At 39.4% G+C, this 26431-nt stretch carries 26 protein-coding genes and 1 other annotated feature; of the genes, 1 reads left to right on the top strand and 25 read right to left on the bottom strand.

Features of this window, described 5'->3' with window-relative positions; all coding sequences use genetic code 11:
• Positions 1–63: 63 nt before the first annotated feature.
• The 18 genes from FFM62_RS08120 to FFM62_RS08205 form a co-directional block, all read right to left on the bottom strand.
• The gene (locus FFM62_RS08120) at positions 64–609 is read right to left on the bottom strand and encodes a YceD family protein (protein ID WP_115471504.1); all 546 of its coding nucleotides are present in this window, start codon (positions 607–609) and stop codon (positions 64–66) included.
• Between the two features lie 16 nt (positions 610–625).
• Complete coding sequence (locus FFM62_RS08125; protein ID WP_115471505.1) at positions 626–1807, bottom strand: nucleotidyltransferase; 1182 nt, start codon at positions 1805–1807, stop codon at positions 626–628.
• Between the two features lie 17 nt (positions 1808–1824).
• Positions 1825–2571 carry a class I SAM-dependent DNA methyltransferase gene (locus FFM62_RS08130; protein ID WP_115471506.1) on the bottom strand — a complete coding sequence of 249 codons (747 nt, stop codon included), beginning with the start codon at positions 2569–2571 and terminating at the stop codon, positions 1825–1827.
• The gene (gene rsfS / locus FFM62_RS08135; protein WP_115471507.1) at positions 2571–2945 is read right to left on the bottom strand and encodes a ribosome silencing factor; all 375 of its coding nucleotides are present in this window, start codon (positions 2943–2945) and stop codon (positions 2571–2573) included. The genes FFM62_RS08130 and rsfS overlap by 1 nt, the downstream gene beginning before the upstream one ends.
• A gap of 3 nt (positions 2946–2948) precedes the next feature.
• A complete protein-coding gene (yqeK, locus tag FFM62_RS08140; RefSeq protein WP_115471508.1) occupies positions 2949–3545 on the bottom strand; it encodes a bis(5'-nucleosyl)-tetraphosphatase (symmetrical) YqeK in 597 nt (198 codons plus the stop codon).
• Positions 3535–4173, bottom strand: coding sequence for a nicotinate-nucleotide adenylyltransferase (locus tag FFM62_RS08145; protein WP_115471509.1), 639 nt, complete (start codon positions 4171–4173; stop codon positions 3535–3537). Before FFM62_RS08145 ends, yqeK begins: the two co-directional genes overlap by 11 nt.
• A gap of 24 nt (positions 4174–4197) precedes the next feature.
• A complete protein-coding gene (gene yhbY, locus FFM62_RS08150) occupies positions 4198–4512 on the bottom strand; it encodes a ribosome assembly RNA-binding protein YhbY (protein WP_115471510.1) in 315 nt (104 codons plus the stop codon).
• Positions 4513–4514: 2 nt separating this feature from the next.
• Positions 4515–5657 (bottom strand): ribosome biogenesis GTPase YqeH, encoded by a 1143-nt coding sequence (gene yqeH / locus FFM62_RS08155; protein ID WP_115471511.1) that lies wholly within the window; start codon positions 5655–5657, stop codon positions 4515–4517.
• Entirely contained in the window at positions 5650–6177 is a 528-nt protein-coding gene (locus tag FFM62_RS08160) for a YqeG family HAD IIIA-type phosphatase (protein WP_115471512.1), read from the bottom strand. The genes yqeH and FFM62_RS08160 overlap by 8 nt, the downstream gene beginning before the upstream one ends.
• 212 nt (positions 6178–6389) lie before the next feature.
• A complete protein-coding gene (locus tag FFM62_RS08165; protein ID WP_115471513.1) occupies positions 6390–7538 on the bottom strand; it encodes a D-alanine--D-alanine ligase family protein in 1149 nt (382 codons plus the stop codon).
• Positions 7539–7618: 80 nt separating this feature from the next.
• On the bottom strand, positions 7619–8602 hold the full coding sequence (locus tag FFM62_RS08170) for a DUF2785 domain-containing protein (RefSeq protein ID WP_115471514.1): 984 nt from the start codon (positions 8600–8602) through the stop codon (positions 7619–7621).
• A gap of 129 nt (positions 8603–8731) precedes the next feature.
• On the bottom strand, positions 8732–10567 hold the full coding sequence (kimA, locus tag FFM62_RS08175) for a potassium transporter KimA (RefSeq protein WP_115471515.1): 1836 nt from the start codon (positions 10565–10567) through the stop codon (positions 8732–8734).
• Between the two features lie 317 nt (positions 10568–10884).
• Positions 10885–12510 (bottom strand): chaperonin GroEL, encoded by a 1626-nt coding sequence (gene groL, locus FFM62_RS08180; protein ID WP_115471516.1) that lies wholly within the window; start codon positions 12508–12510, stop codon positions 10885–10887.
• A gap of 33 nt (positions 12511–12543) precedes the next feature.
• Entirely contained in the window at positions 12544–12819 is a 276-nt protein-coding gene (locus FFM62_RS08185; RefSeq protein ID WP_115471517.1) for a co-chaperone GroES, read from the bottom strand.
• A 210-nt stretch (positions 12820–13029) separates the two neighbouring features.
• On the bottom strand, positions 13030–14982 hold the full coding sequence (locus tag FFM62_RS08190) for an ABC-F family ATP-binding cassette domain-containing protein (protein WP_137604537.1): 1953 nt from the start codon (positions 14980–14982) through the stop codon (positions 13030–13032).
• A gap of 85 nt (positions 14983–15067) precedes the next feature.
• Positions 15068–16405, bottom strand: a complete 1338-nt coding sequence (locus tag FFM62_RS08195; protein WP_240005938.1) for a bifunctional folylpolyglutamate synthase/dihydrofolate synthase — start codon at positions 16403–16405, stop codon at positions 15068–15070.
• 164 nt (positions 16406–16569) lie between these two features.
• A complete protein-coding gene (locus FFM62_RS08200; RefSeq protein ID WP_115471520.1) occupies positions 16570–19236 on the bottom strand; it encodes a valine--tRNA ligase in 2667 nt (888 codons plus the stop codon).
• Between the two features lie 75 nt (positions 19237–19311).
• Positions 19312–19522, bottom strand: a binding site (T-box leader).
• Positions 19523–19598: 76 nt separating this feature from the next.
• Positions 19599–20216 (bottom strand): LysE/ArgO family amino acid transporter, encoded by a 618-nt coding sequence (locus FFM62_RS08205; protein WP_174855251.1) that lies wholly within the window; start codon positions 20214–20216, stop codon positions 19599–19601.
• 134 nt (positions 20217–20350) lie between these two features.
• Here FFM62_RS08205 and trhA point away from each other — a divergent pair, with 134 nt between their 5' ends.
• Positions 20351–21007 carry a PAQR family membrane homeostasis protein TrhA gene (gene trhA / locus FFM62_RS08210; RefSeq protein ID WP_115471521.1) on the top strand — a complete coding sequence of 219 codons (657 nt, stop codon included), beginning with the start codon at positions 20351–20353 and terminating at the stop codon, positions 21005–21007.
• Positions 21008–21104: 97 nt separating this feature from the next.
• Here the strand turns inward: trhA and FFM62_RS08215 are convergent, their stop codons facing one another.
• From FFM62_RS08215 to FFM62_RS08245, 7 genes are all read right to left on the bottom strand, one after another.
• Positions 21105–21818: a hypothetical protein gene (locus tag FFM62_RS08215; protein WP_115471522.1), complete on the bottom strand. Its 714-nt coding sequence runs from the start codon at positions 21816–21818 to the stop codon at positions 21105–21107.
• Positions 21819–21948: 130 nt separating this feature from the next.
• On the bottom strand, positions 21949–22791 hold the full coding sequence (locus tag FFM62_RS08220) for a hypothetical protein (RefSeq protein ID WP_115471523.1): 843 nt from the start codon (positions 22789–22791) through the stop codon (positions 21949–21951).
• 157 nt (positions 22792–22948) lie between these two features.
• Positions 22949–23419: a universal stress protein gene (locus tag FFM62_RS08225; protein ID WP_115471524.1), complete on the bottom strand. Its 471-nt coding sequence runs from the start codon at positions 23417–23419 to the stop codon at positions 22949–22951.
• 118 nt (positions 23420–23537) lie between these two features.
• Positions 23538–23813, bottom strand: coding sequence for a hypothetical protein (locus tag FFM62_RS08230; protein ID WP_115471525.1), 276 nt, complete (start codon positions 23811–23813; stop codon positions 23538–23540).
• A gap of 364 nt (positions 23814–24177) precedes the next feature.
• Complete coding sequence (locus tag FFM62_RS08235; protein ID WP_115471526.1) at positions 24178–25467, bottom strand: replication-associated recombination protein A; 1290 nt, start codon at positions 25465–25467, stop codon at positions 24178–24180.
• Between the two features lie 30 nt (positions 25468–25497).
• The gene (locus tag FFM62_RS08240; RefSeq protein WP_115471527.1) at positions 25498–25947 is read right to left on the bottom strand and encodes a YueI family protein; all 450 of its coding nucleotides are present in this window, start codon (positions 25945–25947) and stop codon (positions 25498–25500) included.
• 150 nt (positions 25948–26097) lie between these two features.
• Positions 26098–26431, bottom strand: a 334-nt coding sequence (locus FFM62_RS08245) for an IS3 family transposase (protein ID WP_137604531.1), incomplete at its 5' end; no start/stop codon positions are given.

Below are 26431 nucleotides of genomic sequence, written 5' to 3' on the forward strand. Positions count from 1 at the left end.
CAGAACACGATTTGCTCTGGTCTTGTCCTTATTAAATGTTTATCAACAAACAATTACCAAGATTTATTTTTCATCATCTTTCAATAGATCAGCTAAACCTGACAAAGGTGTATTTTGTTGTTTGGTCTCTTGTTTTTTCTTTTCAAACGTTTCTTCTGAAATCACTGACCAGTCTTCACCTGTAGGCATCGTCTCATTGGTTTCTTCTTCCTCGGTCAAAACTTGTAGTGGAATTGATAGCACGATGTATTCAAGAATGGCTTCATCAAAATTGATTTTACCATCATCAACGACAATCACTGATTCTTCATCACTGTAACGATCTTCATGTTGCTTATCTTGAATATAAATTTCATCAATATCCAAATCAATGGGCAATGTAACTGGTTGTAATGATCTTGTCGAAGGTGTTACTAGCTCTCCAGTTACATGGGCATGAATAAGGACGTCATCATCGTCACTTTGTGCAAAACCAGAAACATTAACTGGTGTAATATCCTTGATGACATCACCAAATGGCGTTAATAAATCTTCCTTAAGCGTTACCTTTTCATTAAATGGTAGTGGTTCATCTTTATAAGTTTGTAATTCTGAAAATTGCCACTTCATATATTTACTTCCCTTCTCATTCAGTAAATAGCGGAATACGACCTGTATCCATCGCTTGTCGTACTGGTTGTTTTATCATTAATTCATACAGTTTGCCGGCACGATAATCCAGTGTCAAGATGTCCGTCGTATCCTCATGCGTTACACGATTGACAACAGGTATTGATACATGCTTTCGCTGCTGTTTAATAAACGCCCGACCTGCTTTACTTGCACCTAATAGTCGCAAATAAGGTTGACCTAATGCCTGTTGCATCTCTTGCTGTCGAATATTAAGTAACGTGTACAACAATGTTCGTTGTAATCTTGACCAGGTATAGCGCTTGCTTTTTAACGACGTCATAAAGGTCTGGTAATCAGCATCTGTTTGACGTGTTATCTGTTCTTTTAATCGATAGGCTAATCCATCATTCAGCTGATAAATTGTTGATAATTCTTCAACCGGTGTCGTCAATACCTTATATTGCAACAAATGATACCAATCCGTTGACCATTCTTTTGTTTGTGGCCCCTGACTAAGTAAACCTGCCGCCTGCGACGAAACAAAAGGCTCATATTCATGCGCTGATACTCGCCGTTGCATCAGGTCACGTAAGGCAGTGGCACTTGCAATCTGGCTATCCGTAATTGCCGTTTGGTGGTATGCTGCCCCGATTCGTTGAATTGGTAATAAACGGATTTCATCCGCTAAATCAAGTTCTAAAACCGCTGTCGCATATGCAAATCCTAGCAAATCATTGGGCTCAGAAAGCCGTTCACCAGTTGCCTGAGCTAACACATCATTAAACACAGTAGCATAAGTTTGTGTATAATCTGTCCGAAAGGCCTGATTACTCATTAATAAGCTACGCGCCTGCTTGGCCAAAGCAAGAAAATCTAATTGGGCATGTTCGGCACCAAAGACAATCGTATCTACACCAGCTCTGGCTAATAAGTTAACGGCACCACGCGCAAATAAATGCGCTGGTTGAACAGCATATGCAAATGGTAATTCATAAACAACATCCGCTCCACCCTCAAGCGCAAGCGATGTGCGTTGCCATTTATCGAATATCGCTGGTACACCTCGTTGTACAAAATTACCTGACATCACGACAACAGTCGTTTCTGCACCGGTTAACATCTTGGCTTGCGCTAAATGATAAGCATGCCCATTATGAAACGGATTATATTCTGCAATAATACCAACTGCTGTCATAACACATCTTTCCTATCTTATGCCTTTGTAGCACTAAAGAACCAACGATCTGACTCTGGTGTCACTTCACTTCTACCAAAATCTGCGGAAACCTGAATATCTTTGAATCCTGCTTTTTTTAGCAATCGTTGATATGTTTCAACGTCATAAGTGCGTTCTGTATGAATTTCTTGAATTTGTTGGTAGCCATCAATATCTTCGTTATAAACAAAGAAAGTTAATTCATGTTCAACGGTATGCGGCATATCTTCAATACCATACGTCGACCACATAAATGCCGTTTCTTCATCATGCCAATTATACATATATCCTGGGTAGTACACATCTGTCTGCCAAGGTGAAATCACATCAAATAAAAACTGGCCATTATCTTCAAGATGGCTAGCAACTTGCTTAAACGTTGCTAAAACTTCTTTTGTATTTGCTAAATAATTAAAAGAGTCAGCGAATGAAGTAATTGTGGTATATTTCTGTTTTAAGTCCGACCATTCACGCATATCACCCTCGATTAAGGGAAGGTCAACTTGTGCTTCTTCAGCATGCTCAGCCGCCAACGATAGCATTTCTGGCGACAAGTCAAAGACGGATACATCTTCAAAACCGTGCTGCTTTAATAAAATAGCCAAACGACCAGCACCACCAGCCAGCTCAAGCAACTTGCCAGTTTTTGAATGAACATGTGTTTGTGCATATGATTGCCAGTCAGCATACGCATCTTCATCGAATAAGTCGTCATACAATTTAGCAAACGTTTGATAATTCATTAGAAATCTTCCTTAATGATCCATTGATCAATTTCAACTTCTGGTGCAGCTTGCCAGCTCTTTTCTAGTTGATAGAATTCACGAGTTTCCGTTTTGAATACGTGAACAATCAAATCACCAAAGTCTAATAGTACCCATTGACCTTCACTACGTCCCTCTTGATTAGCTAAGTTGAAGCCTGCTTCTGCCATTTTATCAATTATTTCATCGGCAATCGCGATAACCTGTCGTTCAGTTGGGGCGCTCAAAATCAAATAATCATCTGCAATGATACTCATTTCATGAATATCCAAAGCGACCAAGTCTTCTGCTCGCTTACTATCCGCTGCTTGAACAGCTACTGCCAACATGTCATTAACATTACTACTTTTCATTTTCTATTTAACACTCCATGCATTATACGTTAGTAAAGTTCCCGGATAAATTTTTACTTGCTTACCCACAAGATAAGCTAAAGTATGGGCTGTTTGCCAGCCAACACTGGCTGCTAAATCCTTAAATGCCAGTGCTCGTACTTCATCAACACCTGGAAAATCACGAGCTTCTTCAATATAATCTGCCATGTATAGAACCTGACTTAATTTGGTCATGTTCACACCGCCAGTAGTATGCTGACGAATGGCATTTAAAATATCTTCATGATTAATGTCTAATTCATCTTTGATCATTTCAGCACCAACAACACCATGCCAAACATTATTTCCCCAATTGTTTAAATCGGTATCTAACTTTTTTTCACTGATTTTATTCAAAAAATCGATATCAGAACGTTCTTTAGCATAATCGTGTGTTAAAGCGGTAATCGAAGCTAACTCTTTATCAACCTGCCATTGATCAGCTAATTTAATAGCCATTTCTTCAACTCGCAAAACGTGTTGGAATCGCTTGTCTGATAAAGCTGCTTGAACTTTTTCTACCAATTCTTCTCGAGAACCATTATAAATATTTTTTGTATAAACTAGTTTATCTGTCATTTAAATATAACCCATTTTCTACAATATACGCAGCGACTAAATCAGGGACCAAGTAACGCACACTCTTATGATGTGCAATTCGTTGCCGAATATCTGTTGAACTGATCGCTAAGTTAGGCACATCGACCCATAAAACTGGATACGCAGCCTCCCGTGATTGCCCCGGTCGATTAACACCAACAAATTTTACTAATTTTAATAAATCATCAATGCGATACCAGGTATTGAGATAGGCCACTTCATCCCCACCAATAATAAAATAGTAATCATAGTTGGGATGTTCGATCGTTAATTGCAACATTGTGTTATAAGAATAACTTTTTCCACCCCGTTGCACTTCTAATAGCTCAATATCAAAATGACTATTACCCGCAATGGCGGCTTGAACCATGCGCGCACGGTCAATCGGATCGATTGCTTCCTTTGTATCAACGTGGGGTGGCTTTGCATTCGGCATAAAATATACTTTATCCAAGCCTAGTTTATCTGCAACCTGCTCGGCAATGATGAGATGACCAACATGTGGTGGATTAAACGTGCCACCAATAATCCCTATTTTTTTCTTTTTATCAGCGGACTCAGGCTCTACCTGAATCTGCGTAACAAATTGCTTTAATGTGGTTGCCATACGCCATCTCCCATTGCTTATTTTCTAAATTTTTTGAACAGCCACTGAATAGTGACGATTCTCCTTTTCTTGAGATTCGCCAAACAATACCAAGGTATGACCAATTGTTTGTACAACTTGAATAGACGAATTACTCTCAATAAATTGTTTTAATTCAGTTACGTCAACATCTGAATTAGCTAGAATGTTAACCTTAAAAAGTTCACGCTTATTAATAGCATCAACTAATTGGTTTAACCAATTTTCAGTCAACCCTTGCTTACCCACACTAAATAGTGGTCGCATATCATGTGCTGCTGCTCGTAAATAGCGTTTTTGTTTTCCTCGTAGTGATATCATGTTTAAATCATTGCCCTTCGTGTTAATACTGAAACACCCTTTGGTGCCCATCCTGCGACGACGGTATCAGCTGGTACAGTTATCCACCCCAAACCATCAATCACAATGTCCGTCTTTACTGTTGTTTTAAATTCATGCCGTTGTAATGGTGGCAATTCATCTAGGCCTGCCGCCGTTGGTGGTGCTAATAGATCACCAGCGTGCTTATCATAAAAATTATCGGCATTTGCCAACTTTGTTCTATGTATCAATAAGTTATTTTCAAAATAAGCTGTAATTCCTGTACGATCACCTTGAATGTAATCAAAACGTGCTAGCGCTCCCATGAACAATGTTTGTCCAGCATTTAATTGGAACGTTGTCGGTTTAATTTCTTTTTGTGGTGAAACATATTTCAAGTCAGCAGCACTTAGATAATGGGCCATTTGATCCTGATGAATAATTCCTGGCGTATCAACAATGTTACTGTCATCATCTAATGGAATCTCAATCCGATCTAAAGTTGTTCCAGGGAAGCGCGACGTTGTAATAACATCGTCACGATCACCAGTAACTTCTTTAATGATTTGGTTAATCAAAGTTGATTTCCCAACATTTGTCACACCGACCACATAAACTGAACGGCCATGACGATACTTTTCAATTAAATCAAGTAGATGAGCAATGGCATCGCCATTTTTTCCTGAAGTTAGGGCAACATCAAGCGGACGTAACCCAGCAATATTTGCTTGCTGTCTCATCCAATCCTTAATTTTTGTACGCTTTAACGAACGTGGTAAGACATCAACCTTGTTTCCTACTAACAACACATCATTATTACCAACAAAACGGTGCAATCCTGGAATTAATGAACCAGAAAAGTCAAAAACATCCATTACATAAACCACTAATGAGTTCGTATCTGCAATTTGTTCTAACAAACGACGGAAATCATCATCGGTTAAATTAACTGGTTGAATTTCATTATAGTGTCGTAACCGGAAGCATCGTTGGCAAAACACCTCATCATTCTCAAAGCTCTTCAAAAGAGCTGACATTGGTGTATACCCAATCTCATTTTTATTATCAGTTTGAATCAATGCACCACAACCAATGCACCGCAATCCTTCATCAATGTACTGACGTACAGTCTCTTCGCTAGTCAAGCTCTTTCCTCCATTGCAATTGTGGGTTATCTTTTAGCATATTGCGCTTTACGCCTTTCTCAAAAAAGCGGTTAATTTTTGTATTCCATTGATCTGTTTCAATCAGCGGCTTCACTAAAATACTTCGCATGCCAGCATTATTCGCTGACCAAACATCAGTTAACAACTGATCACCTACCATAACAACCTCACTTGGTTGTAATTGTAGAATAGTTGTTGCTTCTTTTAAACCACGCGTCATTGGTTTTAAAGCGCGAGAAACAAAGTTCAATTTGAGCGGATCAGCAACTCGCGCAATCCGGCTGGCTGAATTATTTGAAATAATCATCACTGGTATCTCTGCTTGGTGCATGTCTAACAGCCAATCATGCAACTCTTGTGTCCCATCCGGGTTATTCCAAGCCACTAATGTATTATCTAAATCTGTTAAAACTGCCTTGATATTATGTTGGCGTAATTGTTCCGGCGTGACACAATAAATTGCATCAATCATCCATGTTGGGGTAAATGAATTCGTCATTTTTCGTCCTTTTCCACTATTAATCTTATTATAAAGTATACGCTAAATGAGCGATTTTAGAAAGAACCCAACTACTGGCCTCTTATAACAAATTCCGCGTTCAAACGTATCTATTTCACTATCGACTATCACGTTTATTTTACATTATAATTGTTACTTTTAAACAAAAAGAAACTGGAACACTTACTTATGTCCCAGTTTCATTTACATGTTTATTTAGCTACTTCAGCATTATATTGCTTTTCACCCATTTGTTCCTCACCAAGAGACACAAAATCATATGATAACTTATTTTGACGATCAAATTCGGCAATTCCGTATGCAATCAATTCATCAATCAAGTTAGTATAACTAATACCAGAAACTTCCCACATTTGTGGATACAATGAAATATTAGTGAATCCTGGCAAAGTATTTGGCTCACCAAGGTATGGTACACCATCGTTATCAATCATGAAGTCCATACGTGTCAAACCAACTAATCCAAGTGCCTTATATGCCTTTAAGGCCATCTCAGTAATCTCATCTGTTAGTTCTTGGTCTAATTCAACAGGTAATTCGAATACCATACCAGAAGCATCCACAAACTTGTTGTTGTAGTCGTACCAAACATCGTCTTCTGGTAATACGATTCCCCCTAGACGAGAAGCACGTGGGTTTTCATTACCTAAGATTGAGATAAAGACTTCACGTGGCTTATCAAGGGCACCCTCAACCAAGATTTTATAATCATACTGGAATGAGTCCTTCAAAGCTGCCTTGTATTCATCTTCATTGGTTACTCGAGAAACACCAACTGAAGATCCTTGGCTAGATGCCTTAACAAACAACACGTCTGAATTTAGTTTTTCAACTAACTCTGCGTATGTGTAGTCTTGATAATTTTGATCAGTCAATAATACGTAATCCGTATTACGAACACCGGCTTGATTCAAAATGCGCTTCGTCAAGTCCTTATCGAACGACATTGCAGAGGCTGCAATACCAGGTCCTAGATAAGGCTTTTGTAGCAAGCGGAATAATGCTTGTAATGTTCCATCTTCCCCTAAGTTTCCATGGACCACTGGGTAGAAGAAATCAATATCGGCCATTTCCCCCAAAACAGCAATTGGTGCTAGTGGATTAGACATGTCCATCTTATCCTTAGCTGCTGCTACGATGGCATCCTCATCTTCACCCTCGAAAACGCGCCATGAATCTTCAGCATTAATAATAATACCGTCTTTTGAAATCAAAAAGACTGTGACATTATACTTCTCTTTATCCATCGCATCGTAAATGTTATGCGCTGAACGTTTTGAAACATCGTGCTCTGATGAGTTACCACCAAACAACATTGCAATATTTAATTTTTCTGACATAATGGTTAATCTCCCCTTGTCTGTCAAACTGATTTGTCTAGAAACCTAAGTATAACACATAAATCCTGTTTTCGGGAACTTTATGCCAAAAAGTTCCGAGATTCATTTAAATAATCCGTGATTTCCTGTGGTAAATTGTCCCGCATTAGTAATGCTTGCAGAAAACGCTGTTGATTATATAGGCGATGCCAATCACTTTCTGAGTCAGGTTGCATTTGACGAGTCGCTTCTTGTCGCCACTGCTTTAATTGTTTCAAAAAGTACTGAGAATATAGTTCATTAGTCTTCACCAGCTCAGTGATAAACCCAATTAAACGCCGATTTTCTCCCATAATCAAAGGTGTATCCAGGCGTTTTAATTTTTCAATCAAAATCGTTAACAAAAAGATTTTATCAGCACGCGGTAATGTCTCATCGTGGGCCAGTTCATCTAATAAATTACCGATGTGCATAAAAGCATGCGCCCAACCTCTTTCCCCGACGAATCCTCTAGTATCATGCTCTAGGGCAATATAAGTTGCAAAATTTAAAAACAATGTTTCGGCCACTTCTTCGCTAATAAAGTGAACATTTCCTTTGCGATTAGCATAATGTAACATCGACAAAATAAAAATACTAAACGAACGATAGAAGACACCATCATTTTCTGTTTCCGTTATGTGATTAAACAAAACATTATCCTGCAATAAATAACGAACCATCAATAACAATTGATTAGGCTTAAACACATTATTCTGTAAACCATCGCTGATAAAGAAAAAGGCCCCTTTATCACGCACTGCTGGATCTGTTTGGCGCAAACTATTCATTAAATCTAAAACATCTTGATTACTAATCGCAACGGGTTGGCCAGCATAGAGTGTTTGCTGCCAATTCAACACCCGTTCCTTAATATCAGTTGCTTCTTTTGCAGATAATTGCACGACTTCAGTTGGTGCATCATACTCAAATTCATCAAGTAATCGACCAATTTCACTACCTAATGAATCAAATAACGTCCCTGCATGGACACGTGATCGAATCATTTTTAGTTCTTCACGAACATCGTCAGTCGTATATTCCATGTTTCGATCCTTTCTTCTATTATCTTAGTCTAATTTAGATTAACACAACACTATAGAATAAAAAACATACTAGTTCATTTACTCAATATTTTGAGCATAAAAACTAGTATGTCATTCTAAATTTGCTAACTATTCCTTCAAGTGGAAGTAATAGGTTGAAACCGTGATATCACGAGAAGCTAACGCCGTCCGTAGCTTCAAACTATTTTGATTGTGCAAAGCGTTTTGCCAACCATGACGTGGTACAAATTGTGGAATCAAAATCGTTAGTGAATAATTACGTTCTTTCGTTCCTTTGGCAATTTCGTCTACAAACCGCATTGCCGGTTTTGTAATCGACCGGTAAGACGAGTGGATATCCACATAACGCACTTCCGGAAATTCTCGTTTAAACTCAGTCCCCAGTCGATGCTCCTTTTGTGGATTTGAATCAAATGAGACATGCATCGCTAAGACTGTGTTCCCAATTGATTTCGCGTAATCAACCGCTTCTGCCGTAGCTCGAGTCAAATTTGATACCAAAACAATGACGGTTGCGCCATCATAATGATGACGTTTAATCGGTTCTTCTGATAGAACCCGTAATTGTTTGGCGACTAATTTATAATGGCGATTGATGCCCCAGAACATGCGCAACAGCATTGGCATAATGATTAAATATGGCCATACTGAGCTAAAATGGAGGACAAACAGTGTGACCACTAAAACACCTGATATGAAAGCACCGATAAAATTAATCAACGACTTCACTAACCAATGACCATCCCGCTCACGCCACCAATGAATAATCATCCCCGATTGTGACAAAGTGAACGGCACAAATACGCCAACTGCGTAAAGCGGAATTAGTGACCCGGTTGATCCTTTGAAAATCACTAACAACACAATGGCACCCAAAGCGAGTGACATAATACCATTTGAATATCCGAGACGGTCGCCTTTATCCATATAACTATGCGGCATAAACTTATCACGTGCCAAGTTATAGGCTAACTGCGGAAAGGCAGAAAAACCCGTATTGGCAGCAACCGATAAAATCAACGCCGTTGCAATTTGTAAGATATAAAAGAAAACGCCATGGCCAAATATTTGCTGACCAATTTGTGCTAATACAGTCACATGTGCATCTGGGGTAATACCATAATTAAACGATAAGAAAGTAATGCCAGTTAGGAAGAACGCCAAAATCAGTGCCATAATAACGAGGGTCATCGAAGCATTTTTAGATTTTGGTTCCTTAAAGTTAGGCACAGCGTTCGAAATCGCCTCAACCCCAGTCAAAGATGATGAACCACTAGAAAAGGCCTTCAAAAACAACAGTACTGAGGCACTGCCTGTTGCCACATGTCCCGTAGTCGTTGGCTGATAATTGACCTGGCCAGTTAGAATATTAAACAATCCCCAGACAATCATCACAACCATCACCACGATAAAGAGATAAACCGGCACCATTAAGGCTCCCGCAGATTCTCGTAAACCGCGTAGATTAATACCAGTTAACGCCAGGATAATGACAACGCCAATTGCGACACTGTATGGATGGAGAGATGGAATAGCAGATACGATTGCTTCAGTCCCAGCCGCAACTGATACAGCAACAGTTAACATATAATCTACCAGTAACGAACCACCCGCGACCAGCCCGGCATGCATACCCCAATTTTTAGAAGTGACTAAATAGGCACCCCCGCCCGCTGGGTATGCATGAATAATTTGGCGATATGATAAAGTAATGGCTCCCAAAAGAACCAATACTAATGCAACAACTGGCACTTGCAACCATAACGTTGCCAAACCACCAACTGCGAAAAGCACTGTAATAATTTGTTCTGTTCCATATGCAACAGATGATAATGCATCTGACGATAACAGCGCCAACGCTTTCGTTCGACTAAGATGACGAGCACCTTCGTCTAAGGTTTTTAACGGCTTACCTATTAAAAACCGTTTAAATAGTGGCCACATGTTTCCGCTCCTCAATAAAAAAATTTTTTCAATAAATTTCAAAATAGTCTAAATTAGATTGCCCTATTTCTACAAGGGTTTATTCTAGTTCTCTGCCCATTGATTGTCTATCTTTTTGCGCTTTTTTTATTTTACTTTTTCATGACATGATACGCACAAAAGGTCGAGACACATAATGTCTCGACCTTTATTTACTAAAATCAATTAATTATAAGGCTATAAATTTTATAGCATAAACACGTTCCAAAAGTCTGAAGCCTTAATGTAACGTTACACACCGGTTTCAAAGCGACTTTTGTCTCGCGCTCTTTTTTAGCTTACATCATACCTGGCATGCCGCCTTGAGCTGGCATTTGGGCTGCTGCTGCATCATCCTTAGGTTGATCAGCGATAACGGCTTCCGTTGTTAACAACAACGCTGAAACAGAAGCAGCGTTTTGCAAAGCTGAACGAGTAACCTTGGTTGGATCAACGATACCAGCCGCAATCATATCAACCCATTCAGCTGTGGCAGCGTTATAACCAACACCAATTTTTTCATTCTTTAGTTGGTTAACAACCACTGAACCTTCAACACCTGCATTTTCTGCAATTTGGCGAACGGGCTCCTCTAATGCACGCTTAACAATGTTGATACCTGTTTGGACATCACCATCTTCAGAAAGCGCTGCAACAGCTGGAATAGCATTGACCAAGGCAGTTCCACCACCTGAAACAAAGCCTTCTTCAACGGCTGCACGAGTGGCATTCAATGCATCTTCGATACGGTACTTACGTTCTTTAAGTTCAGTTTCTGTTGCTGCACCAACATTGACCACAGCAACACCACCAGCTAATTTAGCAAGGCGCTCTTGCAACTTTTCACGATCAAAGTCAGAGGTTGTCTCAGCAATTTGTCCTTTAATGACTTCCACGCGTTCTTTGATTGTTGCAGCATTACCACTACCTTCAACAATTGTTGTATTATCTTTTGTGACAGTAACCTTAGCTGCTTGTCCTAATTGATCAATCGTTGTATCCTTCAAACTCAAGCCTAAGTCATCAGTAATGACCGTTCCACCAGTTAGGATAGCAAGATCCTCAAGTTGGGCTTTACGACGATCACCAAATCCTGGTGCCTTAACAGAAACAACGTTGAACGTACCACGCATCTTGTTCAAAACAAGTGTTGGCAATGCTTCACCTGTAATATCGTCAGCAACGATCAACAAAGCACGACCTTGCTCAACAACACTTTGTAATACAGGTAAGATGTCTTGAATATTACCGATCTTCTTATCCGTAATCAAAATATATGGATTATCCAATGAAGCTTCCATCTTATCATTGTCAGTAACCATATATTGTGACATGTAACCACGATCAAATTGCATTCCTTCAACAACATCTAACGTTGTTTCAATACCCTTTGACTCTTCAATAGTAATCACACCATCATTGCCAACCTTTTCCATGGCTTCGGCAATTAGCTTACCCACTTCTTCGTTAGCAGCAGAAACTGAAGCAATTTGCGTAATTTCTTCTCTAGTTGAAACCGTCTTTGATAACTCATGCAATGACTTCACAGCCGCTGCAGTTGCTAATTCAATACCATGACGAACACCGACTGGATTAGCACCGGCAGTTACGTTCTTCATACCTTCATTAATAATGGCTTGTGCCAAAACTGTCGCAGTCGTGGTACCATCACCAGCAATATCATTAGTCTTTGAAGCAACTTCGGCAACTAACTTAGCGCCCATATCTTCAAAGTGATCTTCTAATTCAACTGCCTTAGCAATCGTCACACCATCGTTTGTAATAGTAGGTGCGCCATAGCCTTGTTCAATCACAACATTACGTCCCTTAGGACCAATTGTTGTTTTTACTGTACTGGCTAGCTTATCAACACCTGCTTGCATTTTTGCACGTGCATCTTCTGAAAATTCAATATCTTTTGCCATATTTACTACCCTCTATTTTATCAATTATTTTAATTACAACACTGCCACGATATCTTTTTCGTGAACAACCAAATAATCAACCCCATCGACACTAATTTCATTACCAGCGTACTTATCAAAGATAACACTATCGCCTTCTTTAACAGCGGCTGGTGCTGTCAAGTCGCCAACTGTTTGCGTAGAAACAGCGACTACTTTTCCTGTAATTGACTTTTCTTGTGCATTAGAAGCTAACAAAATTCCCCCAACTGATTGCTCAGGTGCTTCTGATACTTGCAATACAACACGATCTCCTAATGGTTTCAACATGTTATCTGACCTCCACAGGTTAATTTTTCTTTTTGTTAGCACTCTTTAAGTTAAAGTGCTAACTGACACTATTAATAATAACACATTACTAATCATTTGCAAACTTTTGTTAAAACCAGTTTGACAATTATTAACCTTACCCTAAAAGACGCATAAAGGCTCGAAATCCGTCAATATTACCACGGATTTCGAGCCTTACATGTTGCCTATTTATTTTTCAGCGACAAATGTTTCCAAAGCAAGACTTGCTTCAGTCCATTGGTCTTCAATTTCTGCTATCTGTGCATCAAGATCCGCAATTTTTTCAGAAATTTCAGTTAATTTTGTTAAATCAGAACCATTTTCAGGATCATTTAACGCTTGATTTAACGTGTCATGTTCATCAGAAAGGGTCGTCATTTTTTCTTCTAATGCATTTACCGATCGTTCTAAACGACGCTGTTCACGTTGTTGATCTTTAAGAGCAGCTCTTGATAAAGTCTTTTTGGGATTATTTGATGGCGCATCATTGCTTGCTTGCTCATCTGTTTTTACCTTAGCATCCACTTCATCAGCAGTTTTTTCAAGATAATAATCATAATCACCGTCAAAGAAACGCGTACCTGATGGCGACAATTCAATGACTTCCGTCGCCACTTCATTAATAAAGTAGCGATCATGCGAAACGAAAAAGATCGTACCATTATACTCATTCAATGCCGTTTCTAACACTTCGCGTGAATCAATATCCAAATGATTAGTTGGCTCATCAAGAATCAAAAAGTTTGCATGTTCCAATGCCAGCTTCGTCAATAACAAACGCGCACGCTCACCACCTGATAGTGCAGCAACTAACTTTTCTACCGATTCACCTGAAAACATAAATGAACCAAGAATTGAACGGACATCCTTCTCAGGCATTTTTGGATGTTCATCCCAAATCGTATCAATTACTGACTTTTTATTGTCTAACGTTTGTTGTTCTTGGTCATAATACCCAACAGTGACATTCGCACCAATTTTTATTTGGCCTGCCAACAAAGGAAGTTTACCCAAAATTGTCTTAATAAAAGTTGATTTACCGATTCCATTTGGTCCTACCAAAGCAACCGCATGTTGCTTATCAACAGCAACATTGACATTTTCAGCTAAAACATGCGTCATATCATAGCCCAATTTCACATCATTGACTCGTAGCACTTCATTACCAGAATCTTCATCAGCCACAAATTGAATATGAGCGACGCCAGATTCATTTTTAGGTGCTTCAATACGATCCATCCGAGCCAATTGTTTACGCCGTGATTGCGCACGCTTTGTTGTTGACGCGCGCACAATATTACGTTTCACAAAATCTTCTAGTTTTGCAATTTCAGCTTGTTGTTTATCATATGCTTTTTGTTCTTGCAGTACCTTAGCGGCTTTCTGCTCCATAAAATCACTATAATTACCTTTATAGTGGTCTAATTGGCCAGAATGCATATCATAAATTTCCGTGACTACGCGATCCAAGAAATAACGATCATGGGATACGATCAACAAAGCACCTTGATAATTTTTAAGATATTGCTCTAACCAGGCTAACGTTTGCATATCCAAATGATTGGTAGGCTCATCCAAAATCAACAAATCAGGTGTTTCTAACAGTTGCTTGGCAATCGCTAATCTTGTTCGTTGTCCACCAGACAAAGCCGCAATTTTCTGGTCATAAAAAGTTTCATCAAAACCAAAACCATGTAGAACTGATCTGATGGTTGCATCATAACCATAACCATTCTTTTCATTAAAGTCATGTTGTGCCTGATCATATGCTGTCAATAATTCTTGATAAGCATCGCTTTCATAATCCGTCATGGTCGCCATTTGGGTTTCCATTTGTCGCATACGTTCTTCCAACGCAATGACATCAGCAAAGGACGTTAGGATCTCATTATAAACTGATAAATCAGAATCCAGGCCAGAATTTTGTGCTAAATAAGCTAACCGAATACCTTTTTTCATTGAAACTTCACCTTCATCAGGTGTGGTTTCACCAATTAACATCTTTAATAAAGTTGACTTTCCAGCACCATTACGTCCAACCAAGCCAATGCGACCTTTATTTTGAACTTGCATGGAAATATTATCAAAAAATGTGACCCCGTTAAAACGACGGGCAACATTGCTTGCTTGCAAAATAATCATATCTATTACTCCATCTTAGGACAGAAAATTCTATTCTGCCCACTCTCATTCCTCTGTCTACTGTACCAAAACAATGCAACAGGTGCTAGTGCCCGCCAACATTTTCGTTTGCTGTCGCAAAGGCTTGCCGGACTTCAGAAACGAAATACAAGGAACCTGTAAATAAAATTAAATCATCTGGTTGGATCCCCGCACGTACCGTTTGATAGCCTTGCTGCCAGTTTTTATGCATCTTTAAATCAGCCATAGCTGTTTGTTCAAGTACCTCACTAGGATTGATTGGCTGACGATTATTAGGGCCTTGAAAGCCAACAACATGTAACACAACGTTTGGCAATTCAGTTAATAGTTGCAACATTTTCGGATAATTCTTATCAGACAATGCTCCAAACAAAACATGAACTCGTCTCTTACTGAATCTTGTTCGTAAGGTCTCCACTAATGCCCTGACACCAGGTTCATTATGGGCGCCATCCAATACTACTTCTGGATTAGTAGCCACTTTTTCAAAACGTACTGGCCACGTAACTGTCTCTAAGGCTGAGTCAATCATTGCTGCTGTTAAAGAATGCTTAAAATATTTGGCTACAATCTGGGACGTTTGGATGGCAACCGCCGCATTATCAATTTGATATTTACCGATTAAGTCCACAAATAAGTTTTGATAATTAATTGACCCAGTGACCTGAAATCGTTCGCCCCATTCATCCCCTGCAGCTAAGCTCGTTGCTTGAAACTGTTGTCCCAATCGATAAATGGGTGCACCCATAGCATTTGCGACAGTATTGAGAACTTGATTGGCATCTTTAGGCAATCGACCCACAATCAACGGTCGTTGTCTTTGAATAATGCCAGCTTTCTGGGTAGCGATTTCAGTAATCGTGTGTCCTAAAACATGCATATGATCTAATCCAACCGTCGTAATCACGGCAGCTATTTTATCTGGTATCACCGTTGTTGAATCCCAGGTACCGCCAACACCGACTTCCAACACAACCACATCCACTGGATGCTCTGTAAAATACATAAACATTAAAACTGTCAATGTTTCGAATTCCGTTAATCCAGTCGGTAACTCTACATCTAACTGTTCAACAATTGGTGCTAACCTTTTTACCAAATCTAATAAATCAGCATCTTTGATATTACCGCGATCATCTTGAATCCGTTCATTAAATTTTAAAATGTACGGTGACGTAAATAAGCCAACCTTTAAACCGCTTGCACGTAGTAATTGTGCAATCATCTTACTGGTTGATCCCTTACCATTTGTACCCGTTACATGAACATACTTTAATTGTTGTTCAGGGTGTCCTAAACGCGCTAGTATTTTGTTTAAACGTTCAAATGTTGGTGTTTTCGTCCATTTATGCCGACCATGAATATAGTCAATTGCATCACTAACCGTTTCAATTTTTGCCATTTTGGACCCCATTCACTCCATGATAAACAAAAGCGCCGTCTACAATGTAGATGGCGCTTCTGTTTGTGTAATTTACTGCATTGTAACGACGAACCGCTTAAATTCGTTATTCACAATATACGTAAGTATACACTTAAATAGTTTTAATCGCAAGTATTGATTAACTATGCTTTTGCTGCTTGCAATTGTGTCAAACGATCTTGCGTTGCTTGTAACTTATTTTCCCAATCAGCTAACTTCTCACGCTCAGCAGCGACAACTTTTTCAGGCGCATTGTTAACAAACTTTTCATTACCTAATTTACCATTAGCACGCTTAACTTCACCTTGGAATTTCTTGACTTCGTCTTGCAAACGTGAAATTTCTTCATCCAAGTCAATTAACTCAGCCAATGGTACATAAATTTCAGCACCAGAAATAATCTGAGTCATTGCTAAATCAGGCGCAACAATGTCGGCAGCAATTTGAAGATTCTTTGGCTTTACAAAACGATTAATATAATCGGCATTTTCCTTGAAAATACGTTGTAAGTTTTCATCAGCCGTCTTGATCAACACATCAATTGTCGTTGACATTGGTGCATTCGCCTCTGTACGAATTGTTCGAACTGCTTTGATTAAGTCAATTAAGCTATTAAAGTCCGTCTCAGCTTGCTGATTAGTTAGGTCTTCGTTAACTGTTGGATAAGCTGCTGTCACGATTGACTCACCTTCGTGCGGCATTTCTTGCCAGATAGCTTCAGTAACGAAAGGCATAATTGGATGTAGCAGACGCAATGTATTATCTAGTACATAAGCCAAGATTGACTGTACCGTTGTTTGCGCCGCAACATCATCCCCATTTAATGTTTCCTTGGTCATTTCGATATACCAATCTGCAAAATCATTCCAGATAAAGTTATATAATGTCCGACCAGCTTCACCAAATTCAAATTTATCAAAGTTCTTAGTTACTGTGGCAATCGTTGTATTCAAACGTGATAAGATCCATTGGTCAGCTAATGACAATTTACTCTTATCGGCTGGTAATTCAGCCTTCGTGTCATCCGCCAAATTCATTAATACATAACGAGATGCATTCCAAATCTTATTGATGAAGTTCCATGCTGAATCCATCTTGGTATATGAGAAACGCACATCTTGTCCTGGCGTTGAGCCGGTAGCTAGGAACCAACGCAAGGCATCAGCACCATACTTTTCAATCACATCCATTGGGTCAATACCATTTCCCAATGACTTTGACATCTTACGACCTTGCTCATCACGGATCAAACCGTGAATCAAAACGTTCTTAAATGGACGGCGACCAGTAAATTCCTTTGATTGGAACATCATGCGGGCAACCCAGAAGAAAATAATATCATATCCCGTAACCAACGTATCAGTTGGGAAGTAACGTTTGAAGTCCTCTGAATCTGTGTCAGGCCAACCCATTGTTGAAAATGGCCACAGTGCTGATGAGAACCACGTATCCAACACATCAGAATCTTGTTCCCAGTTTTCAGCATCAGCTGGTGCTTCCATACCAACATACATCTCACCAGTTTCCTTGTGATACCATGCTGGAATTTGATGTCCCCACCATAATTGACGTGAAATAACCCAATCATGGATATCATCCATCCAACGAGTAAAGGTACCTTCAAAACGTGGTGGATAGAAGTCGACCCGATCATCTGACTTTTGCATATCCAAAGCTTGTTCAGCCAGTGGCTTCATCTTAACAAACCACTGCGTTGACAAACGTGATTCAACTTGAACACCCGTACGTTCTGAGTGACCAACTGCATGAACAATTGGCTCTACTGATAGCATCCAACCACCAGCTTCCAAATCAGCAACCATTGCCTTACGAGCATCAAAACGGTCCATACCAGCATACTTACCGGCATGTTCGTTCATCGTTGCATCTTCGTTCATCGTATTGATACGTTCCAAATCATGACGGTTACCAACACCAAAATCATTTGGATCATGAGCTGGTGTAATTTTAACCATTCCTGAACCAAACTCAGGATCAACGTATTCATCGGCCACAATCGGAACTTCACGGTTAACTAACGGTACAAGCACCTTTTTACCAACCAAATCCTTATAACGTTCATCAGAAGGATGGACAGCTACGGCCACATCCCCAAACATTGTTTCTGGACGTGTTGTGGCAATCTCAATATAATGCTTACCTTGATAAGTGGTTTCTTTATCCACAAATGGATACTGCACATGATAGAAAGCACCTTCATCATCTTGGTGAATAACTTCGATATCTGACAAAGCAGTCCGAGCCTTTGGGTCCCAGTTAATGATATATTCACCACGGTAAATCAAGCCTTTTTCATAAAGGGTCACGAAGACCTTACGAACAGCTTCTGATAGACCATCATCCAAAGTAAATCTTTCGCGATTATAGTCCAATGACAAACCTAACTTACCCCATTGTGACTTAATCGTTGATGCATATTCATTTTTCCAGTCCCAAACTTGGTCAACAAACTTTTCACGACCTAAGTCATAGCGTGAGATACCTTCCCCTGCTAATCGTTGTTCAACCTTCGCTTGCGTGGCAATCCCAGCATGGTCCATACCTGGTAACCATAATGTATCAAAACCTTGCATACGCTTTTGACGGATAATCATATCCTGTAAGGTTGTATCCCAAGCATGTCCTAAATGCAGCTTACCAGTAACATTTGGTGGTGGAATAACGATTGAATAAGGACGGGCTTTCTTATTCTCTGATGGTTTAAATCGTTTCTCCTGCACCCACTTATCATAACGTCCAGCCTCAACAGCTGATGGATTATACTTACCAGGCATATCAATTTCTCGCATAACCTTAACTCCTTGTTTAATCACTCTTTTTCGTTGTTATCCATTAAAAAAGCCCTGAACATACATTATCTGTATGTTCAGGGCGAAATTATCGCGGTACCACCTGAATTAGAGCTATTTCTCTATCTCATTTTGACTTAACGCGTCCTCACGTTACCGACTACTTCATCGTTCATCAGTAAAGCCCACTAGTTACCTTCTAAGTAATCGTCCTCAAAATCTCACACCAAAATGATTTTGTCGCTGCTAGTCACGTTACTTATACTCTCCAGTGCATTGCTATAAAGGCAATTTTACAATGATAAAGTAACAAAATCAACCCTGTACTCTGCCATATGACTGTTGCTATCCAATTATTTCATTTAGAAAATATCCAGTAATGCTTGTACTAATAGATAAGCACCATAAACTAATACAATTAATCCAGATACAATATTGACCCAAACCAATACTTTTTTAGGTAAACGTTCCTTTAGTAAATTCATGACGATCGTGATTGTATTAAACCAAATAAAAGTTGCGATAACCACCCCAATAATAAATGGCCAAACCGCATCTTTTGCCAACGTACCACGTAAGGCACCCAGCATCAAACTACCATCGATTAAAGCTTGTGGATTTGCCCATGAAACAATAAATGCTGACACAATCGCTTGTTTTACTGGCAGTTCATTTTTTTGTGTATTTAGTTGCACACTATCTGCACTACGAAGAATGCCCCAGCCAATCCATAGCACTAGTAGACCACCAACAATCATGACAGCTAATCGCAACCAAGTCACTGAACTAATAATAGCGCCCATCCCAAAAAAGGCGGCTAATGAAAATAACGAGTCCGCAATCCACACAAACAACACGTACATCAACGAACGTCGAAAAGAATTTGTCAGTGCATTATTAAATACATACAAATTCTGCATGCCAATTGGTGCCACGAAAGCAAAGCCAATCATCATCCCTTGTATTACCGTCATTAACATTTCTAAAACCTCACATATTTCCCACAACCGTTTTATTTAGTTTACAAAACTAGATGTAACGGTTATGATAATCATAATAATTAATTTAACAAAATCCCTAATATTTTTACTTGCGAAAGGAGAATCAATAACCCATGCCTACTTTAACCAATGAAAATCGGCGTTATCTCATTACATACGAAACTTTAAATGCTGTTACCCATGGCATTGGCGTCCTGGCTGCAATAGTTGGTGCAACTTTGCTAATGGTCAATAGTGTGCAACATCATTTTTCAGCTTTTACAATTGTTGCTTTAGCTATTTATGCGACATCAATCATTAGTTTTTTGCTTGCATCCACCTTATTTCATGCGCTTATTTTTACCAAAGCAGGTAAAATTTTCCAATTTCTTGATCATTCCGGCATTTACCTCGTCATCTTAGGTAGTTATACCCCTTATACCTGGTTATTTTTAGAGCATAGCGTTGGTTGGACCATCTGGGGAACCATTCTATTATGCACTATTTTAGGCTTTGTTTACGACTTATTTTTTGTTGGTCGTTGGCCCTGGTTATCGGTCATTATCTATGTTGTCATGGGTTGGTTGATCGTCCTTGCGTTCCCAGCATTGCACATAGCCCTAACGCCTTTCGCTTTTTACCTGTTATTGGCTGGTGGTATAACTTACACCCTGGGGGCACTCTTATACCTTATTCCTAATCTGCCACTTAGCCATGTTTACTGGCACCTATTTGTCCTAGTTGGTGCTACACTCATGTATATTTCAATTTATTCAATGCTATTCAACTAAACATGCCATTAACTACAAAAGGTCGAAGTCTTCCATAATTGGAATTGGCTTCGACCTTTTCATCTATTAAAAGTTTGCTAACATAGCCACTTTTAAATTATTTATTCTTTTCGATACCAGCTTGGACCCATTTGTTAAAGCCATTGTCAGTTGCTTCAACCTGACCACCTTGTTGGTGATTTTGGTAATCATTCTTCTGTTGTTGCGAAAATGCATCCCAAACAGAACCACCGATTGAATAATGACTAGCACTTAACAAGACATCCTTAATTGCTGGATCAACAGCCAATTTATTAACCGCTGCCAACTGATCCTTTTGCCACTTACCAGCTACAGCATATTCCAAACCATCCTCTAGCTTCACTTGGCGAGCAACTGTCACTGTACTAATTTTTGATTGCTCATTAGCTGATTTTAAGACGAGGGTCGTTGCCTTAGCATAGGCCTTCATAAAATCATTAAGTGACTGTGTGCCATCATCCGCCAAAACAACCGTTAACTCATTGCCCTTTTGATTAACTGAAGCGATATCAGGTACATTACTTTGCCCTTTAAGCAATTTTTTGACATCCAGAGTTTTTTCTACATCAGTCGTACTTGAAAACTTGGCATCGTCTCTTTTCGATGCTACTTTTTGACTACTCTGGCTTGTTGATTGTTTTTTCTTATCAACCGTCTTAGAACTTTGTGATGAAGTGGCTGCGACCGCTTCTTTTTCATTTGGTGTACTATTAAACACGATTGCAAAAACAGCAACCAACGCTGCAACTGCCATAATCCCAATAATCATCGTAATTTGTCGTTTATGCATTATGATTTACCTTTCTTTTCCTCAAACCATAATATTCTATCACAGATAGCTTTGCGACTTTAATGACAATATCACAATTACATTAATAAATGTTAACTTTTTGTTAAATGATTGCGTTATGTTGTAATAATTAACCCTTACGTCCAAAAAGACGAGCAAAAAAGCCTCTAATACCACCATGTTTACGACGTGCAACACGTGATTCAGTTGTTACATCATCAGCTTTTTCGACGGTTGCAGATTCAGTCTCCACTTGGACATTTTCTACAGGGGTTTTATCAACTACTGTTTCTTCACTAGTTGCAGCTACTGATGTTGCATTGTCCGCTGTTTCATCAGTTTTTATCTCATTAGTTACTTGTTGACTTGCTGCAAGTTTTGCCTCATGTTTAACTTCTTCATTATGCACATATTCGGCAATCATTTCATCTGTTAAGGCTGGCATAGCCACTGTTTTTGATGTCACACCTAGTCCAACAACTGTTCGTCCAGTCTTACCAGTTTGTTGGTTCGTTGCATGGACTTCAATCTGGCTTGGCAAAACTTCATCTGGTAAAACCAACTCGAACTCCAGCCCATTGTCAACGGGTAATGAAATCACATGTTCATCGCCAACAAAATGCACGGAAATAGCGACATCGGCTTGATTAACGCGTCCCTCAAGTAGTCGCTGACCATTTTGCGTAGAAATAACCGCCGTGACCACTGGCGCTGGTTGGTCAATAGCTAATGCGATCTCTTCTTTTTCTGACCGGTCAGGAAGCGTGGCTGATAACGTCACTTCGCTATCCGTGTTTTCGGTCGGTACCTTAACCATAAAACTACCACTTTTGTCTGAAGTCGTTGTATCAACATCATTGTTGGCATACTTAACAGTGATCACAACATTCTCTGACGCCACGTGACCAATAATTGTTGTTCCCAAACTATTTGTCAATGTCGATGCTACCAAATTTAGTTTTGATTCACTCATATTGCGCTCTCCATCCCTTATAAACTGTCAATAATACTTTTATTGTACCAGATATTCATACTAACTAAAAATAATAGTCCTGCCACCATATCCTAAGCACAAAAAAAGGCTGAGATAGAAATTCTATCTCAGCCTTAATTACATATTAATTAAAATACTATTCGTCATCTTCTGATGTGTGACGAACGATTAACGTATCAACCGTTGAAACACGTGTAACGAACTCAGTAACAGAACCAATCAACAAACGCTCAATAGCATTTAAACCAGTAGCCCCAATCATAATCAAATCAATGGCATACTTTGCAGGTGCTTGTGTTGCAATCACATCCTTAGGTGAACCATACTCAATTGAGTAATCAACATTCTCAACACCAGCATCCTTAGCCTTCTGCAAATAGGCATCTAATGTCTTCTTTGCAGTACCGGCAACTTGCTCAACCATTGTTGTTCTAAAGTCAGTGACATTTTGGAATGAACGTGTATCAATAACATGTAGAATGTGTAGATTTGTGTCTACACCATTCTGCTTAGCAACCTTAATTGCACGATCCAATGCAGCCTCAGCTTCTTTAGATCCATCAACTGGTACCAATATATTCTTGTAGTTTACTTTTACATCAGCCATAACAGTTCCCCCTGTCCGATTGACCATATGCGACTTTTTCTACACTTTTATTATAACGCATCTATCACATTTTTTCACATAAATTACGTTTCTTTTTATCTTTCGTGATATATATAAATTATTTAAATAAAAGACGAACTACCACAATTGCCAATACAGTTGTTAGCAAAGTTGCAATGATAACAAAAAGGCCTCCTGGTAAAGCCGCCCCATTTGTTAAAAAAGTACTTATTAATAATAAAACTGCATCAATCGTAAACAACCACCCAAACCATCGTGCGGGATGTTTAGCCTGCTGAGCAGAAATTCCCAGAAATCCCTGTTGGTGCATCAGCAAATAAATGCCAAGACCGCCTACAATTACAGCAAACAATACATAAAGTCCAATAATCATTATTTTAATCCTTTTCTTAACTAATAAAAAAGCCGCCCACCTTCGATATACTTATCGAAAATGAACGACTGATATTTCTCAAAATATAAAAAGTTGAGAAACTATGAACACTTGATTGGCGCCGTTAGTAAATTCGACTGAGTTGGCTCCGATTAAAGGAAAGTGGGTGAATAAGTCCGCCTTGTACAACTACTGAGTGAAACAGCATGTTGTAGCGGCTTCCCGACATCCCCGAGCAAAAAGGTTGTAAAGCAACTACAGATGGTAGAATTACGCGTACGCCCAAGGAATTCATCTATATGTTTATTATACTAACAATTGCTTAAAATGAAAGTCTTGACACATAACTTATCCGATGAATCGTTTACTTTCCCTTTAGCCCATCATGTTGCGCTTTTCTCAATTTAGCATATTGTTCCTTGTAAGCTCGTTCCACCTTAGAATTACCAGCAGGTTTAAAGTAACTTGCTCCCATTAACTTATCAGGTAAGTATTGCTGGGGTACCCAGTCACCAGGATGACCATGGGGGTACACATAATCCACACCATGGCCTAATTGCTTAGCCCCTGAATAATGTGAATCTTTTAGATGCGCTGGCACATCGCCAGTCGCACCTTTTCTTACATCACTGATGGCCACATCAACAGCTGTAACCGCCGCATTAGATTTAGGCGATAATGCCAATTCAATGACGGCATTAGCTAACGGAATACGTGCCTCTGGAAAGCCAAGCTGTAAAGCAGCCTGAATAGCAGTCACAGCACGAGCAGCCACCGCTGGATTGGCCAAACCAATATCCTCATAAGCAATCACCTGCAGCCGCCTAGCAATAATTGGTAAATCTCCCGCCTCAATCAACCGTGATAAATAATGTAACGCTGCATCTACATCACTACCACGAATAGACTTTTGCAGGGCAGAAATAACATTATAATGCCCATCACCATTTTTATCCGCTGTGATTGCTTTACGCTGAACAGTTTCTTCAATAATTGGCAACGTAATGTGTACGCGCCCATTTTCATCTGGGTTGGTTGACTTAACAGCCAGTTCGAGTCCGTTCAAAGCTGATCGCAAATCACCATTCGTTGCGTAAATCGATTGTTGGCGAGCCTCTTCGTCTAAGTCAACCGCAAAATCACCTAAGCCACGTTCTTTATCTGACAAGGCACGGTCAACTGCCATTTGCATATCCACTTCAGATAATGGTTTCACTTCAAAAATCTGGGTTCTAGAACGGATTGCTGGCAAAATCGTTAAATAAGGATTTTCCGTCGTTGCACCTATCAGAACAATACGGCCACTTTCTAAGTGTGGCAGTAAGAAATCTTGTTTGGTTTTATCTAATCGATGAATTTCATCTAGCAGCAACACGACCGTACCAGACATTTTGGCCTCATCTGCTACGATTTGTAAGTCCTTTTTGGTATCGGTTGCCGCATTTAAAATACGAAAAGCATACTTTGTTGAACCAGCAATCGCACTAGCAATGCTAGTCTTTCCTGTTCCAGGAGGTCCATATAAAATCATCGATGACAACATTTTCGCTGTCACCATCCGATTAATAATTTTCCCTTCACCTACCAGATGTTGCTGACCAACAACTTCACTGATATTACGTGGGCGCATGCGGAAAGCCAATGGCTGTTGCATCCGAATTACCTCCTTTGATCAATGATTTAACTAGAATAGCTTTTTATACCAAGGTTTTTTAGGCTTGGTCTGATCATTACCATTCTGACTGTCTTTATCATCAGTAATCGTTTCATCAATCGAAACTGGCTCCTGATGAATTGCTGAATGACCTGCTAGGACCACCACAATATCCGACTGATCATAAATCGCATCTGTTTTTAATGTGAATTTTGACTGATGTTTCGCAGCTAATTTCATATACTGATTTAATACATCACTATCAATATGTCCATTTAAATAAAGAACTGCATCAGGATGAGCCTCTAACTGCTCCTCCCATGCCTGTAGATAGCGGCTATCACCAACAGTCGCACGTGTTTGTAATGCATAAACACGTTCACGAAAGTTACCTAAGTATTGATGTTTTTCATCGGGATTAATTTCAGGGGTACCATATAGTCCATTTTGAACATGGGGATCCATTTCTTGTTTAGCCATCAATGTCTCTCCTTTTTCGTTGTTAGGTTTATTTTAACATACTCATTGCATACCGACAATTTACCTCATTATACTAGGGTATTTCCCAATAAAAAAGGATTGAGACAACCTAACTATCCCTGAACTGAACCCCAAAAATTGGAGAGAAGTTTAAGCAACTAGCTGGTCGGAAAGACTTCGGTATTGAACCGGAGTTTTTCCGGCCAGCTTTGTTTTAATCCGTTTATTGTTGTAGTAATAGATATAATTATTGACGGCAGACTTCAGCTCGTCATAGTTTTGATAATGGTTATTATGGACAGTTCCTACCTTCAAGAGATGAAAGAAGCTCTCCGCCATAGCATTATCTAGACAGGTCGCTTTGCGACTCATACTTTGAAACACATGGTTGTTCTGCAAACGTGAGACATATTCATAATTTTGATACTGGAATCCCTGGTCAGAGTGGATTGTTAAACGGTAATTTAATTTGGGTCTAGTATTT

Origin of the sequence: Weissella thailandensis, from assembly GCF_005405465.1 — a bacterium.
GTDB lineage: Bacteria > Bacillota > Bacilli > Lactobacillales > Lactobacillaceae > Weissella > Weissella thailandensis.